Here is a 13592-nt window from a genome sequence, read left to right on the forward strand (position 1 = left end):
GACGACGACACGCTTCACCCTTTCACACTCCCCAGCAACAGACCTTGGATGTAGTAGCGCTGCAGCACCAGGAACAGGGCCAGCACCGGAACCACCGTGACCACCGCGCCGGCCATCATCATTTCAACGTCCATGATGTGCTCGCGCGACAACGTGGCCAGGGCCACCGGCAGAGTGTAGTGCTCCTGGTCGGTCAGCACGATCAGCGGCCACATGAAATCGTTCCACGCGCCCATGAAGGTAAAGATCGACAGGGTCACCAGCACCGGCTTGAGCATCGGCAGCACGATCTGGAAGAAGATCCGCAGCTCCCCTGCCCCGTCGATCCGCGCCGCTTCCAGCAGCTCGTCGGGAATCGAACGCGCGTACTGGCGCACCAGGAAGATGCCGAACACGCTGGCCAGCGCCGGCACGATGACACCGCCGAAGCTGTTGACCAGGCCGAGCTGCTTCATCAGCAGGAACAGCGGCAGCATCGCCACCTGGGCCGGGATCACCAGCGCCGCCAGCAGCACCTGGAAGATCCGCTCGCGGCCGACGAAACGCAGCTTGGCGAAGGCGTAGCCGGCCATGGTGTTGAGCAGCAGCGAGCCCAGCGTGATCGCCAGCGAAACGAACAGGCTGTTGACGAAGTTGTTGCCCATGCCGGTGCGGGCGAACAGCTCGTGGTAGTTGGCCGTGGTCACCGACGAAGGCAGCAGCGGCGGCGGGAAATGCGCCGCTTCGCCGGTCGGCATGAACGACACCGACAGCATCCACAGCAGCGGCGCCAGGCTGACCGCGGCCAGCACCAGCAACCCGCCGTTCACCCACCACGCATGCCAGCGCGACTGGCCGATCTCACGACTCATACCAACTGCCTCTTGCGGCCGAAACGCAGCATCAGGCTGGTTACCGCCAGGATGATCAGGAACAGCAGGAACGCCACGGCCGACGCGCGGCCCAGGTTCCACCACTTGAAGCCCTCCTCGAACATGAAGTACAGCACGCTCACGGTGCTCTGCAGGGGGTCGCCACGGGTCATCACGTAGGGTTCGGCGAACAGCTGGAAGTAGCCGGAAACGGTGATCACCCCGACCACCAGCAGCACCGGGCCGAGCATCGGCAGGGTGATGTGCAGGAACTGCTTCCAGCGCGAGGCGCCGTCGATCCGCGCGGCCTCGTACAGGTCATGCGGGATCGCCTGCAGGCCGGCCAGGAAGATCACCATGTTGTAGCCGAAGTTCTTCCACACCGCGAACAGCATGATGGTCGGCATCGCCCAGTTCGGGTCGCCCAGCCAGTCGATCGGGCTGATGCCGAGGTGGCCCAGCCCGTAGTTCACCAGCCCGTAGCTGGTGTGGAACAGGTAGCGCCAGATCACCGCCACCGCCACCAGCGTGGTCACCACCGGCGCAAACAGCGCGGTGCGGAACAGCGCCTTGAAGCGCGCGGCCGGGGCGTTGAGCAGCATGGCCGCGCCCAGCGACACGCCAATGGACATCGGCACGCCCACGATCACGAAGTACGTGGTGTTCCACAGCGACTTCCAGAACATCGGGGTCTGCAGCAGGTCGATGTAGTTGCCCAGCCCGACGAAGCGCAGGTTGCCGCCATCGGCGAGCGCGTACAGGTCGAAGTCGGTGATGCTCAGCGCCAGCGCCGAGAACACCGGCAGGCCGAAGAACACCCCGATCACCAGCAGGGAGGGGCCGGCGAAGATCCAGCCGGCAAGCGAACGCTGCTTCACGGGGTCACCTCCGGTGCGCCTTCAGCCTGGGTCCGCTGCTCATGCATCCAGCGGCGCTTGGCCAGTACCTTGTCCACGCGCTCATCTAATCTATTCACGGCTACATCCTGGTCCAGCCCACCGCGCACCACCTGTTCGGTGACGATGCGCATTTCCTGCACGATCCGCTCCCATTCCAGCACCTTCGGGGTCGGCCGTACGCGCTCCAACTGGTCGCGGAACGGCTGCGCCAGCGGGTCATTCGCCAGCGAGGCGAATTCCCAGGTGCTGCGCCGGGGCGGCAGGTCGCCGATGATGGAATGGAAGCGCTCCTGGATCGCCGGGCGCGACAGGAACTCGATCAGCTTCCACGACGCTTCCTTCTGCTGCGAGCTGCGCGAGATCACCAGGCTGGTGCCCCCGGCGATACCGGCGCCCAGGCCTTCCGGGCCCGGCAGCGCAGCGGTGCCCCACTGCCCTTCCAGCTCCTTCGGCTGCAGCTTCTTGAACTCGCGGATGTTCCAGGGGCCGGACAGGTAGAACACGTTGAAGCCGCGGAAGAATTCATCCCACACGTTCGAGATCTGGGTCTCGGACATGCGCGGCGCCCAGCCTTGGGCGAACATGTTTTCGTAGAAGGCCAGCGTGCGGCGGAAACCGGGGCTGCGGAAGTTGCCACGGGTGTCGTGGTCGCGCAGCAGCGGGTCGGGCTGCTGCAGCGCGAACGACAGCTGCTGCTCGAACTCGTTGATCGGCATCAGGATCGCGTAGCGGTCCGGACCCTGCATCTTCTTGATCGCCGCCATCATGGTGTTCCACTCGTCCCAGGTGCGCGGCGGGTGGTCGAAGCCGGCCTTGGCCAGCAGGTCCTTGCGGTAGTACAGCAGGCGGGTGTCCACGTACCACGGAATGCCCACCAGCTCATCGTGGATGACGTTGGTGTCCCAGATGCCCTGGAAATAGTCGGCCGGGTCCACCACCTTGGACTGCGCCACGAACGGCGCCAGCGGGGTCAGGGCGTTGAGTTCGGCGAACTCGGGGACCCAGGTATTGCCGAGCTGGAACACGTCCGGCAGGCCGTCCGCAGCGAACGCGGTCAGCAGCTTTTCATGCGCGGCGGTCCATGGAATGTTCTGCACGTCCACGTGCACGCCGGGGTTTTCGGCCTCGAACTCGCGGATCAGCTCGGTGACCACTTCGGCTTCGCGGCCCATTGCCCAGAAGCGCACGGTCACCCCTTCCGGTTCCTTCCGGCAGGCGCTCAACAACAGGCTGCCGGCAACCAGCAGCACAACACTCATCCACACCCGGGGGCGCGACAACAAAAACACGGCTTACTTCCCCTGAGGCTGGTTGCGGTTCGAATTGGAATTGTTCTTCTGTTCCTGCGCGGCGGCCGCGCGGGACTCGGCGATGCCCATGGAACGGGCCGCAGCGGCCTTCTCGTCCTTCTGCAGTTCCATCGGCTGGTCCTCGCCTTCCGGGGTCAGCCAGCCGCCGCTGAAACCAGCGCGCTCCAGGCCGCGACGGATGTGCGGGTTGTTCTTCATCGTGTCCCACACGAAGTCGTTGCGGTAGTTGGCGATCATGGTCAGGATCGGGCCCTGGTCGATGCCGATGTAATCGCTGGCCACCCAGCCACGGTCCGGCACGATGCGCCCGGTCTTGAGCGGAATGTCGAAGTTGAAGCTGGGGTTGAACGAATCCAGGAAGCCGTAGCTGGAGTACAGGTAATCGCCGTAGCGCTTGTGCATTTCCAGCGTGGCCGGGATCACTTCTTCCGGCGCGAACACCACCGAGGCGATCGCGGCGGTCGGCGCGATGGTGCCGTCGTCGAAGTTTTCGCGCAGGCCGGCGCCGCGCGAGGAGTAATGGCGGAACTGGCGCTGCTCGCCGCGGAACTCCTGGGTGGTGTTCTGCGGGCCGTCGCTGGCGGTCAGGCCCCACACGTTCTCGCCATAGTCCTTCCACTGCGCGGGGTTGGCGATGGCGTACTCGCGCTGGGCCAGCGCGGCCGAACGGCTGTTGAGGAAGTAGGTGCTGCCGCGCTCGCGCATGTACGCGTCCTGGATGTCGCGGAAGTCGATCCAGACGTGGCTGTACTGGTGGCCGAACAGTGGGCCGAAGGACAGGTATTCCTGGCCCTGGAACACGCCCCAGTCGTTGTCGTAGGTACGCGTCCACACCGTCCACGCGTCCGGGCTGACCGGGTGGGTGGGCGAGCCGAGCGCGAGGATGTAGACCATCATCGCTTCGTTGTAGCCCATCCAGTCGTGGTCGATGAAGCCGCTTTCCGGGAACCAGCCCATCGAGATCAGCGGGGCGCGCTGCTGCAGCCACGGCCAGTCGACGCGCTTGTACAGCGTATCGGCGATGGCGCGGATTTCCTTTTCGCGCGGGTCGTCGCCGGTGTAATAGGACTGCGCGAACAGCACGCCCATCATCAGCAGCGCGGTGTCCACGCTGGAGAGTTCCACCCAGCTGTCATAGCGGTGGCCCTGCTGCATGTCCAGGAAGTGGTAGTAGAAGCCCTTGTAGCCGCCCTTGCCGGTGCGCTGCGGGCCCATCGGCATGTCGCGGAAGAACTTCAGGGTGGTCAGCGTGCGGTCGACCGCCTGGGTACGGCTGACCCAGCCGTTCTCCACGCCGATCGGGTATGCGGTCAACGCGTAACCCACCGAGGCGATGCTGGCGAACGGGCGCGAGGGGTAGCGGTCCGGGCTGAGCCCGTTGACCTCGTTGGTGGTGTCCCAGAAGAACTGGAAGGTGCGGCGTTCGATATCGTCGAACAGCGGCGGCAGCTCGGGTTTCATCGGGCGCGGCGGAACGTCGGCCTCCACCAGGATGACCGGCGGCTTGGGCTTGGCGGGCTGTTCTTCTGCCTGCGGCTTGCAGCCCACGATCGCTGCAGCCAACACGGCCAGAGCCAGAACACGACGTGCCTTCATCGACCACCACCTCATTTACGTGTGCGTTTCAGGGAGGATAACGTCCCTGCAACTGAAATCGTTTACAAACCATGTGCCAAAAAAACCGGCGCCACCCCCAGGCGGCGCCGGCTGTTGCGATCAGAAGCGGAAGCCGACTTCTGCCTTCACCTGGCGCGGCGTACCGACGATATCGCCGGTCTCGTTGTAGCTGGCCAGCAGCTTGCCGTTGGACTTGGTGTAGTTGTAGTTGGAGAAGTTGTCGAAGTTGAACACGTTGATGATGTCGATACGTGCGTACAACTCGGTTTCACCCGGCATCTTGAAGGTCTTGGTGGCCTGCAGGTCGACCGAACGGTAGCCCCAGATCTTGCCACCGACCAGGAAGCGACCGTTGCCGTCCGGCACCGCGGCGCCCGGGGTCGGCAGGTCGAAACCGGTCGACTGCGTGACCGGGTACCAGTCATTGACGGCGGTCGGCGTGGCCAGGGTGATCTTGCCGCCGAAGGTGATGTCCCAGAAGCCGGCATACGAACCGGTCAGCACGATGCGGTGACGCGGCGCGCCGTTGGAACGGATGGTCGGGTAGTCGGTGATCAGGCCGCGGTCGAACGCGTAATGCTCGTTGATGTCGCGGTTGTGGCGGGCGGTGGTCCAGGTGTAGGCGATGGACGTGCCCCAGCCGCTTTCCTTGGTGAACGGCTTCTGCGCCGACAGCAGCACCTGCGTGGCACGGGTCTTGATGCCCTGCTGGCCGATGATCAGGCTGCCGAAGCCCGGAATGTTGCAGCTCCAGGCCTGGCTCAGGCCCGGCGAGGTGCCGCCGCACAGGCGCGGGTCGTCGAAGAACTGGCCGGTCGGGTAACGGTTGCCCAGGGTGAAGGCGAAGCCGTCATAGGTCAGCGTACGGGCGACGGTGGCGTCGGTCAGCCACTCGCCGACCTGGTTGGACATGCCCAGGCTGAACTGGTCTGCGTACGGCGCCTTCAGGTTGTTGTTGAGCATGTCCACTTCCAGCCCGGCATTGCTGGTCGAACCGACCAGGGCCTGCAGGTTCTGGATGCCGTTGAGCAGGTTCGGATCCCAGTCGTAGCAGGCGGCCTGGCCGTTGAGGCAGGCGCCGGTGCCCGGATTGCGGAAGTAGATGGTCGGCTGCGGCAGGGCCAGCTTGGTGGTTTCCAGCTGCAGGTAGTCGAACAGGTCGCGGTCGTAGGAACGACCGGCGCCACCGTGCACGACGTGCATCTCATCGGCGTTGATGTCGTACGAGAAGCCCAGGCGCGGCTGCCAGGCGTTCTTGAACGCCTTGCGGTTGTGGCCGGTGCTGATGTAGTCGTTGATGTTCAGCCCGCCCAGCGCCATCGACTGCGCGTAGGTCTGGCCGGCCGCAGCGCGCGGATCCTGGCTGAACAGTGCGGCCACCACTTCCGGCGGGGTCACGAAGTCCAGGTAGGTCGGGTTCTTTTCGTAGTCCCAACGCAGGCCCAGGTTCAGCTGCAGGTGGTCGTTGACCTGCCAGTCGTCCTGGATGAACAGGCCGATCTGCTTCACCTTCGAGCGCACTTCACCGGTCACGCCCGACACGCCGGTGACCGGCTTGACGAACTGCGCCTTGTACGGGATGTCCGACGGGAAGTCCGGGTCGCCCAGGGTGTAGGTGAACTGCGGGTTGATTTCCTGCGCGTCGGACGCGTACAGGTCGATTTCCTTGTACTTGGCGCCCATCTTGATGGTGTGGTCGCCCTGCCACTCGATGCCGTCCAGGGTCAGGTTGTCTTCGATCGACCAGCCCTTCTGGCCCTTCACCTGCGAGTCCAGCGCCGAGGCGCCGCCGATCTGCACAAGGGTGCGGTCGTCGGTGCCGTCCGGGGCGGTGTACACGTAGCCGTTGCCGATGGTCAGCGGCACCGGGTTGTTGAACGAATCTTCGTGGGTGAGCATCAGCTCGTTGTAGAAGCGCTCACCGCTGTGGTTCCAGCGCAGCGCGTAACGACGATCGGTATTCTCGGTTCCCTTGCCGTGCGACGGCGCGGTCTGACCGCTGAACTGCTGCTGGGTTTCGTCGCGGTCCTGGAAGGTCAGTTCCAGGCGGTCGTTGTCGGTCGGCTCGACGTCGATCTTGGCGAAGATCAGGTCCTGCTGGAACGGCTGGCTGGCCGGGCCGAGCTGGGCGGCGGCATCGGCCGGCAGCAGGCCGACGCGGTTGGTCACCGAACCTTCCGGGGCGATGGTCACCGGCAGGTCGAAGCGCTTGGCTTCGTAGGTCACGAAGAAGTGCGCCTTGTCCTGCACGATCGGGCCGCCGAGGGCGAAGCCGTATTCCTTCTCGGCCGAGACTTCCTTGGTCTTGCCTTCCTGGCGCTCGGCCGGGGTCTTGGCGCGCATGTCTTCGTCGGTGTAGCGGTAGAACGCCTCACCCTTGAATTCGTTGGTACCGGACTTGGTCGCTGCGGTCACCGCCGCGCTGGAAACCTGGCCGTACTCGGCCTTGTAGTTGCCGCTGATGACCTTGTACTCGCCAATGGCCAGCTGCGGGAACGGATTGCCGGCGCTGCCGGACTGGCCGGCGACGCCGCCGCCCTTGACGTAGCTCTTCTGGCCCACGCCGTCGATGTACACGTTGGTGCCGTCGGCATTGGTGGCACCGCCGCGCAGCGAGGTGTTGCCCTTCGCATCACGGGTGAAGATCATGCCCGGCACCGCGTCGGCGAATTCCAGGAAGTTGCGCGAGACCTGCGGGGTGGTCTGGATCTGCTGCAGGCTGACCGTCTTGCCCACTTCGGAGGTACGCACTTCCTGCAGCAGGGTCGGCGCAACCACGTTGACGGTGTCGAGGTTGGTAGCGTTGGCGGTGGAACCGTTGGCGGCGGCGCCGCTGAAGTTCAGCGTCGCGGTCGAGGCCACGGTCACGGTGACCTTCTGGGTCTGGCCGTTGGCGACCACGTCATAGGTGCCCGGGTCCAGGCCCATCAGCGAGTAGCTGCCGTCGGCGCGGGTGGTGGCACGGCGCACGCTGCCGCTGGCCACGTTGGTGGCGGTGACTTCGGTACCGGCTTCGGCCTGGGCCACCTGGCCGCGCAGCGACGAGGTAGCGGACTGGGCCATCACGGCCGGCGCAGCACCCAGCAACAGGCAGCTGACCAGGGCACTGCTGAGCAGGCGGCGGGCCGGCATGCGGGTGCGGTTATTGAAATACGTCATGTAAATCTCCGGGTGGTGGAAGCCGTCGTTGCGGCCACCTGTCTTTTTTTGAAGTTACGGCGTTACGCTTTTCTTGCTTGAATCACGCACGATCAAGGTAGGTACAAGCGTCTGCTTGTCGCCTTCCGTCTCCGTGTTGTTGCCATCCATCAACTGCAGCAGGCGCGTCGCCGCCTTGTCGCCCAACTCGGCGATACTCACCTGCATCGTTGTCAACGACGGGTGAACGAAACGCGCCAGCGGAATGTCATCGAAGCCGGCCAGGGCCACATCGGCGGGCACGCGCACGCCGGCCTGCGCGAATGCGTACAGGCAGCCGAGCGCCATCATGTCGTTGGCTGCGAACACCGCATCGGGCAATGCACCGGCGGCCAGCAGCTCCTGTCCGGCGCGGTGGCCGGAGGCTTCGTCGAAGTCGCCGGGCAGCTCGATACCGTGCGCGTCGCCGCCGAACGCGGCCAGCGCGTCGCGGAACCCGCGCAGGCGTTCGCGCGCATCGAAGTTCAAATCGGGGCCGGCGATGAAGGCGATGCGGCGATGCCCGGCGTCGAGCAGGTGGCGGGTCATCGCCATCGCGCCGGCATGGTCGTCGATGCTCAGTACCGGGTGGTCCTGCTCAGGCAGGTAGGTATTGATGAGTACCGTCGGCAGCGACTGCGGCAGGTTGTCGGTCAGGAAGCCCGGGCTTTCCGCATACGGTGAGAGCACCAGCAGCCCGTCGACCCGGCCGCGCATGGCGCGCAGGGCCGCGCCCTGCTGCTCCTGGTCGCCGTGGTAACTGGACACCAGCAGGTGCTGGCGGCGCGCGCGCGCCACCCCGTCGATGCCGCGCATCAGTTCGGAGAAGAATTCGCCGTACAGGTCGGGCAGCACCACACCGATGGTGTTGGTGCGCCGGCTGCTCAGGCTGCGGGCGGCCGCGTGCGGGGTGTAGCGCAGGCGCGCTGCCACCTCGAGCACCAGCTTGCGCACGGGCTCGGCGACGTTTTCATGGCCGTTGAGCGCACGCGAGACCGTTGCCACGCTGACGCGGGCTTCGCGGGCTACATCTTTGATGGTGATGGCTGCCTTGTTCACTTCGCCGCCCTCCACGGCTTAGAGATCTGGGCTTGGCGCGGAATGTAAGCGTTTTCATTCCCGGATGTAAACAGTCCGTTAGGCGAATGTCTCACGGCGGTAACCTCGAAATGTCTTGGAGAGGTCGCCCCGGGACTTGCCGGGACAAGGCAGGACAAGGGTTTCAGCCCTGTTCTGGCGGGGTCTGGGCGTCGATGGACAGCGCGTGGATATCGGTCTCCATCATCGTGCCCACGGCCGCGTAGACCATGCGGTGGCGCGCAAGCGGCAGCTTGCCCTTGAACGCGGCGCTGACCACGCGCACGTTGAAGTGCCCGCGCCCGTCGCGCGCGCCTTCATGGCCGGCGTGGCGGTGACTGTCGTCTTCCACCTCCAGCAGCAGCGGGTCCAGCGCGGCCTGCAGGGCCTCGCGGATACGCTCGACCCGGTTCACGGCAGCACCTTGCGGAACGGGCGCACCTGCACCCGGGTGTACACACCGGCTTCCACGTAGGGGTCTTCGGCGCCCCAGGCCTGGGCGTGTTCCAGCGAATCGAACGCGGCAATCACCACGCTGCCGCTGAAGCCGGCCGGGCCCGGGTCTTCGCTGTCGATGGCCGGGCACGGGCCGGCCAGCAGCAGCCGGCCCTCGTCGCGCAGGGCTTCCAAGCGGGCCAGATGGGCCGGGCGGGCCGCCAGCCGGGCGGGCAGCACATCGGTGCCGTCATAGCCTTCAATCACATACCACACGGGCAACTCCAGGGGCTCAGCTAAACAAACCCCGCGATTCTAGCCCGCCTCGCTGGACACTGCCGTTGTGAAGCCGTACTCTTGTCCACATTGCACGTGGCTGGACGCAGCAACCCGGTCGGTACCGGGGCCCCCTGCCCCACACCAGCACACGTAGACGACCTCCCGCGGTTCTGTCGCTGCACGTTCGCAGCGCGTCCTGCTGCTGTTTGAAATGTCATGGCTTGCGGCCGGGTCCGGCGCAGCAAACTGGTCCGTTGCAATACCGACGTCAATCTTGATGACTTCCGAACTCGCGCTCGACGCGAACCCGCAAACCCGGCCGACCGCCCCGCAGCAGCAGGAAATGCCGCTGGCCGTGGTGCATGGTCAACCGGTCCTGCAGATTCCGCAGGACCTGTACATCCCGCCGGATGCGCTGGAAGTCATCCTGGACGCGTTTGAAGGTCCGCTGGACCTGCTGCTGTACCTGATCCGCCGGCAGAACCTGGACATCCTGGACATCCCCGTCGCCGAAATCACCCGGCAGTACGTGGACTACATCAATGTCATGCAGGAACTGCGCTTCGAACTGGCCGCCGAATACCTGGTGATGGCCGCGATCCTGGCCGAGGTGAAGTCGCGGATGCTGCTGCCGCGCCCGCCGAGCATCGAAGGCGAGGAAGGCGACCCGCGCGCGGAACTGGTGCGCCGGCTGCAGGAGTACGAACGTTTCAAGCAGGCTGCCGAAGACATCGACGCCCTGCCCCGCCAGGACCGCGACACCAGCCTGGCGCATGCCTTCGTGCCCGACCGCGCGGCGATCAAGCTGCCGCCGCCGGTGGATCTGAAGGAAATGCTGATGGCGCTGCACGACGTGCTCAAGCGCGCCGAGCTGTTCACCGGCCACGCGATCAAGCGCGAGGCCCTGAGCGTGCGCCAGCGCATGGGCGACGTGCTGGGCCGTCTGGAAGACGGCAAGTTCTACCGTTTTGAAACGCTGTTCACCGCCGAAGAAGGCAAGCTGGGGGTGCTGGTCACCTTCCTGGCCCTGCTCGAACTGGCCAAGGAACAGCTGCTGGACATCGTGCAGGAAGCGCCGCTGGCGCCGATCTACGTCAAATCCCTGGCCGCCGGCAACACCAACGAGCCGCTGCAGTTCAACAGCGAGTTCGACGATGCCGACGCCGCCAACGAATCCGACTGAGCACCCGACCCACGCATGGATCAACCGCTGATCAACCGTATTGTCGAAGGGGCGCTGCTGGCCTCGAGCCAGCCGCTGACCCTTGCCCAGCTGCAGGGCCTGTTCCCGGAAGAGGAACCGGCGCCGCCGGGCAGCATCGAACGCGCGCTGGAACTGCTGCGCGAAGGCTGCGCCGAGCGTGGCGTGGAGCTGGTCGAGGTCGCCTCCGGCTTCCGCTTCCAGGTCACCAACGAGGTCCACGGCTTCATCACCCGGCTGTGGACCGAGCGCAAGACCCGCTATACCCGTGCAACCCTTGAGACGTTGGCACTGATCGCCTACCGCCAGCCGATCACCCGCGGCGAGATCGAACAGGTCCGTGGCGTGGCGGTCAGCAGCAACATCATCCAGGCGCTGGAAGAACGCGAATGGATCCGCGTGATCGGCCACCGCGACGTGCCCGGCAAGCCGGCGCTGTTCGGTACCACCAAGGGCTTCCTGGATTACTTCGGGCTCAAGCGCCTGGACGAACTGCCGCCGTTGTCGGAGCTGCGCGACCTGGGCGAACTGGAACCGCAGCTGCCGCTGGACACCGACGGCCAGCCGGCCGGCCGGATCGCCGCAGGTGCAGCGACCCCGGACGCCGACAACGACGAAACACCGGCCAACGCCGATGAAATGCCTTCCGACGCCGATTCCGAACCGGAACCGCCGCTGGACCCCAATGCGGCCCGTGCCGCCGCCCGTGCCGCGCTGATGTCGGCTCGACTGGCGGAACAGGACGACACGCAGGACAATGGCGACGCGCCCGCTGCTGCGGAAGCCGCCGACCATGCTTCACCCGCCAGCGATGGCGAGCCCGATTCCGTGCCGGAAGACCGCACGGCGCACCATCCAGAAACCGAAGACAACGCCGTCGCGACGACGACCGTGGCTGTTGACGAAGCCGATCCCGAACCAGAGGCCGACGAAACGTCGCCGGCCGGAGCCAAGTAAATGAGTGACACCCCCCGCAAGCTGTCGTTGAACAAGCTTTCGCTCAAGCGCGAAACCGCCACCGAACAGCCCAAGCTCGAAGAGCGCCTGCACAAGGTGCTGGCCCAGGCCGGCCTCGGTTCGCGCCGCGCGCTGGAACAGCGCATCGCCGACGGCCTGGTCAAGGTCAATGGCGAAGTGGCCAAGACCGGCCAGTCGATCAAGAGCGGCGACAAGGTCGACCTGGACGGCCGTGGCTTCGTTGCCACCGCGCTGACCGAGACCTCGCGCGTGCTGGCCTACAACAAGCCCGAAGGCGAAGTGACCACGCGCGAAGATCCCGAAGGTCGCCCGACCGTGTTCGAAGCGCTGCCGGCCCTGAAGGGCGCGCGCTGGATCGCGATCGGCCGCCTGGACATCAACACCACCGGCCTGCTGCTGGCAACCACCGACGGTGAGCTGGCCAACGCGATGATGCACCCCTCCTACGAGGTCGAACGCGAATACGTGGTGCGCGTGCGCGCCCCGGAAGGCGAAGAGAAGGTGCCCGACAACATCGTCGACCGCCTCGCCCGTGGCGTGGCGCTGGAAGACGGCCCGGCCAAGTTCGACGAGATCGAACGCATTGGCGGCACCGATTCGCACGACTGGTTCCGCGTGGTGGTCAAGGAAGGCCGCAACCGCGAAGTGCGCCGCCTGTGGGAATCGCAGGGCTGCCAGGTGAGCCGCCTGAAGCGTACCCGCTACGGCAAGATCACCCTGCCGCGCGAACTGCTGCGTGGCCAGTCGCAGGAACTCACCGCCAAGCAGGTCGAGCAGCTGCGCGCCGAACTCAAGCTGGAAGAAGGCGCGCCCTCGGCGCTGACCCTGCAGCCGGTGATCGGCCAGCGCCGCGCCGCCAAGACCACCGTGCGCGTTTCGCGCGAGGGTGGCCGTGGCAACGCCTACGTCAACGGCCACAACCAGGCCGATGAAGGCCGCGAGCTGCGTCGTTTCGACAACGTGCGCGAAGAGCGCGGCCGTGGTCGCGGCGGCAAGGGCGGCGGTTTCAAGGGTGGCCTGACCGTCACCGGTGAAGCGGCGGCCAAGCAGTCGCAGCGTCCGTTCAAGCAGCGCCCTGACAAGGGCAACCGCGCGCTTCCCGAAGGCAACCCGGCCGCGTTCCGCAGCTGGTACGTGCCCGATGGCGTGAGCACCGGCCCGAGCAACCACCGCAATGCCGGTCCGGGCGCTGCCCGTGGTCCGGGCGCGCGTGGTCCGGGTGCCGGCGCTGGCGGCCAGGGTCGTCCGTACGGCAAGCCGAAGGGTCCGGGCGGCGCAGGCGGCCAGGGCCGTGGCGCCTACGGTGAGCGCAGCGGCGGCGGTTTCGGTGGCGAAGGTCGTGGTGGCGAAGGTCGTGGCGGCGAAGGCCGTGGCGGCTTTGGCGGCCAGGGTCGTCCGGCCGGTGCCGGCGCGGGCAACCGCGGTGGCCAGGGCGCGCAGCGCCATCCGTACGGTCACCCGGGCAATGCCCCGAGCTTCCCGTCCGACCACGCCAATCCGGGCGCCAGCCCGTACGGCAATGCGCGTCCGAGCGGCCGTCCTGCAGGCAACCGCGGTCCGGGCGGTCCGGGTGGCAACCGTGGCCCGGGTGGCCCCGGCGGCAATCGCGGTGCCGGTGGTCCGGGTGCGCGCGGTCCGGGCGGTCGTCCCGGCGGCGCCCGTCCGGGCGGCAACCGTGGCCCCGGCGGCGGTGGCCACCGTGGTGGCGGTCCGCGCGGCGGCTGAGTGAGCTGAAATGAAAAACCCGGTCACTGACCGGGTTTTTTTA

Annotated in this window: 11 protein-coding genes; 3 read left to right on the forward strand and 8 right to left on the reverse strand. The window is 66.3% G+C overall.

From position 1 onward, the window contains the following. Window positions 1-14: 14 nt before the first annotated feature. The 8 genes from HGB51_RS04055 to HGB51_RS04090 form a co-directional block, all read right to left on the reverse strand. On the reverse strand, window positions 15-851 hold the full coding sequence (locus HGB51_RS04055; RefSeq protein ID WP_070209662.1) for a carbohydrate ABC transporter permease: 837 nt from the start codon (window positions 849-851) through the stop codon (window positions 15-17). Further along, entirely contained in the window at window positions 848-1729 is an 882-nt protein-coding gene (locus HGB51_RS04060) for a carbohydrate ABC transporter permease (RefSeq protein WP_070209663.1), read from the reverse strand. Before HGB51_RS04060 ends, HGB51_RS04055 begins: the two co-directional genes overlap by 4 nt. After that, complete coding sequence (locus HGB51_RS04065) at window positions 1726-3009, reverse strand: sugar ABC transporter substrate-binding protein (protein ID WP_070209664.1); 1284 nt, start codon at window positions 3007-3009, stop codon at window positions 1726-1728. Before HGB51_RS04065 ends, HGB51_RS04060 begins: the two co-directional genes overlap by 4 nt. Window positions 3010-3042: 33 nt before the next feature. Beyond that, window positions 3043-4656 (reverse strand): glucoamylase family protein, encoded by a 1614-nt coding sequence (locus tag HGB51_RS04070; protein WP_171966732.1) that lies wholly within the window; start codon window positions 4654-4656, stop codon window positions 3043-3045. Window positions 4657-4776: 120 nt separating this feature from the next. Next, window positions 4777-7836, reverse strand: a complete 3060-nt coding sequence (locus tag HGB51_RS04075) for a TonB-dependent receptor (protein WP_070209479.1) — start codon at window positions 7834-7836, stop codon at window positions 4777-4779. Window positions 7837-7890: 54 nt separating this feature from the next. Then, window positions 7891-8928 (reverse strand): LacI family DNA-binding transcriptional regulator, encoded by a 1038-nt coding sequence (locus tag HGB51_RS04080; RefSeq protein ID WP_070209478.1) that lies wholly within the window; start codon window positions 8926-8928, stop codon window positions 7891-7893. Between the two features lie 148 nt (window positions 8929-9076). Next, the gene (locus HGB51_RS04085) at window positions 9077-9346 is read right to left on the reverse strand and encodes a BolA family protein (RefSeq protein WP_070209477.1); all 270 of its coding nucleotides are present in this window, start codon (window positions 9344-9346) and stop codon (window positions 9077-9079) included. Then, window positions 9343-9642, reverse strand: a complete 300-nt coding sequence (locus tag HGB51_RS04090; protein ID WP_070209476.1) for a YciI family protein — start codon at window positions 9640-9642, stop codon at window positions 9343-9345. Before HGB51_RS04090 ends, HGB51_RS04085 begins: the two co-directional genes overlap by 4 nt. Before the next feature lie 280 nt (window positions 9643-9922). On the opposite strand from HGB51_RS04090, the gene HGB51_RS04095 reads away from it, so the two are divergent. Genes HGB51_RS04095 through HGB51_RS04105 form a run of 3 tightly spaced genes read left to right on the forward strand, consistent with a single transcriptional unit; the run spans window position 9923 to window position 13549 of the window. Then, window positions 9923-10828: a segregation and condensation protein A gene (locus tag HGB51_RS04095; protein ID WP_070209475.1), complete on the forward strand. Its 906-nt coding sequence runs from the start codon at window positions 9923-9925 to the stop codon at window positions 10826-10828. A gap of 15 nt (window positions 10829-10843) precedes the next feature. Beyond that, entirely contained in the window at window positions 10844-11803 is a 960-nt protein-coding gene (scpB, locus tag HGB51_RS04100) for an SMC-Scp complex subunit ScpB (RefSeq protein ID WP_171966733.1), read from the forward strand. Then, window positions 11804-13549 (forward strand): pseudouridine synthase, encoded by a 1746-nt coding sequence (locus HGB51_RS04105; protein ID WP_070208429.1) that lies wholly within the window; start codon window positions 11804-11806, stop codon window positions 13547-13549. Window positions 13550-13592: the final 43 nt, after the last annotated feature.

Source organism: Stenotrophomonas bentonitica (assembly GCF_013185915.1).
Classification (GTDB): Bacteria; Pseudomonadota; Gammaproteobacteria; order Xanthomonadales; family Xanthomonadaceae; genus Stenotrophomonas; species Stenotrophomonas bentonitica.

Bases quoted from the DNA above. Each gene is read 5' to 3' on its own strand.
- HGB51_RS04070 (WP_171966732.1), bottom strand. From the start codon at position 4,656: ATGAAGGCACGTCGTGTTCTGGCTCTGGCCGTGTTGGCTGCAGCGATC.
- HGB51_RS04075 (WP_070209479.1), bottom strand. From the start codon at position 7,836: ATGACGTATTTCAATAACCGCACCCGCATGCCGGCCCGCCGCCTGCTC.
- HGB51_RS04095 (WP_070209475.1), top strand. From the start codon at position 9,923: ATGACTTCCGAACTCGCGCTCGACGCGAACCCGCAAACCCGGCCGACC.
- HGB51_RS04065 (WP_070209664.1), bottom strand. From the start codon at position 3,009: ATGAGTGTTGTGCTGCTGGTTGCCGGCAGCCTGTTGTTGAGCGCCTGC.
- scpB (WP_171966733.1), top strand. From the start codon at position 10,844: ATGGATCAACCGCTGATCAACCGTATTGTCGAAGGGGCGCTGCTGGCC.
- HGB51_RS04105 (WP_070208429.1), top strand. From the start codon at position 11,804: ATGAGTGACACCCCCCGCAAGCTGTCGTTGAACAAGCTTTCGCTCAAG.
- HGB51_RS04055 (WP_070209662.1), bottom strand. From the start codon at position 851: ATGAGTCGTGAGATCGGCCAGTCGCGCTGGCATGCGTGGTGGGTGAAC.